This is a genomic window from Paenibacillus algorifonticola (assembly GCF_050481745.1).
GTDB lineage: Bacteria > Bacillota > Bacilli > Paenibacillales > Paenibacillaceae > Pristimantibacillus > Pristimantibacillus algorifonticola_A.
Genome location: NZ_JBCNGR010000108.1, coordinates 1 through 1,745, shown reverse-complemented (window position 1 = coordinate 1,745; position 1,745 = coordinate 1). Strand labels below are relative to the sequence as shown.

The following is a 1,745-nucleotide window of genomic DNA, read 5'->3' as shown; positions in this document are numbered from 1 at the left end:
GCTGAGCACAGGATTTAAATAAGGCGTACCGACAAATCCTGTCGTCAAATGGTCATCTTGTTCCTTTAACAGCTCGGCAAGCTTCTGCTCGGCCCTCTCTTTCGCCGACCCTGACACAAGGCCGAAGCGAAGCGCCAGTACCTGCGCTGTTTGTGTCGGTACAGACAACCGCCCGGACGGAGTCAGAAACTCATGCTGGAATGCGGCAATAATTTGTTTATGCCAGGAAGCTAGACGCTCCACTTCCGTTTCCTTCCCTAATGCTTTCGCCGCTTTAGCGACGAGCGATACCGAATAAGCGTAATAGGCCGTTGCAATAAAATCTCTGTCCGTTGCCCCGACGTAGCTGTTCGGCTTGGAATCTAGCCCCAGCCAATCGCCAAAGTGGAATCCCGTGTTCCACAAATAAGGGTTGCTTCCCTGCTCATAAATGTACTGAATCCATTGGTTCATACTGTCATATTGCGCCTCCAGCAGCCTAGCATCGCCATACGCTTCATACATCGTCCATGGACAAATAACCGCCGCATCGCCCCAAGCTGCCGAGGAATGGCTTGTATCCCCCCAGCCCTCAGAAAACTCGGGCTTCAGATTAGGAATGTAGAATGGGATGCCCCCTTCTGGCGTCTGATCCGCTTTCAAATCTTGCAGCCATTTAGTGAAAAATGGGGCAACATTCATCACATAGGAAGCCGTTCGAATGAACATTTGTGCGTCGCCCGTCCAGCCCAGCCGCTCATCGCGCTGCGGACAGTCGGTTGGCACATCGACAAAATTGCCCTTTTGTCCCCAGACGATATTATGATGCAACTGATTCACCTTGGCATCCGAGCATTCGAAAAACCCTGTTCGCTCCATATCGGAATGCAGCACAATTCCGCTGAAAGCTTCGGGATTAATTGGCACATTAAACCCTGTCAGCTTCACATAACGGAAGCCTTGGAAGGTAAAATGCGGTTCAAACGTTTCCTTCCCGCTGCCTTTCAACGTATATTGGATGCGCTGCTCTGCCCGGCGAATATTGCCCATATAGAAGTTTCCAGCATGGTCCAGCACCTCGGCATGCTGCAATTCCACCCTATGTCCAGCGGCGCCTTCAACCTCGAATTTTACCCAACCGACCATGTTTTGGCCAAAATCAAGCACCGTATCGCCCTCCGGCGTTTGGATCACAGCAATCGGCTTAAGTGTTTCGGTGGAGCGAACGGACTCATTTACCTGCTGGGTTATGATTGATTTAGAATGCGTAATCGTTTCAACAGGCAGCCACACGTCTGAGTCCGCCGTTTGCCCGCTATGCCAGTCCAATTCCAGCCGGGCGTCATAACGCTCGCCATGATACATTTCGGACATTAGAATCGCGCTTCCAGCTGCTTGCCAATCATGATTCGAAACGATAACATCCTCCGTATCGTCCTCATAGACAATATGCAGCTGGAAGAGCAGCGCCGCGCGCGAACCATACGTCTCTTTCTCCTGCTTCCAGCCGAGCTCCCCTTTGTACCAGCCATTGCCGAGCAGTGCGCCAATCGCATGTGTGCCAACGGTCAACTGGTCTGTTACATCGTATACCTGATATTGCAGCCGTTTGCCGTAGCTGGTCCAGCCGGGTGTAAAATAGTCGTCGCCAATGCGATTGCCATTCCATTGCAGCTCATACATGCCTAGTGCCGTAGCGTAAATCCGGGCGCTTTTGACCATTTTTTCAACGGTGACAAAGGTTCGGAGCAGCGGAATGCGCTCCG

The 1,745-nt window shown here is 51.9% G+C and carries 1 protein-coding gene; it reads right to left on the bottom strand.

Annotation, left to right across the window (positions count from 1 at the left end; all coding sequences use genetic code 11):
* Positions 1-1,745, bottom strand: a 1,745-nt coding sequence (locus ABEW34_RS31940; RefSeq protein WP_430165923.1) for a family 78 glycoside hydrolase catalytic domain, incomplete at both ends; no start/stop codon positions are given.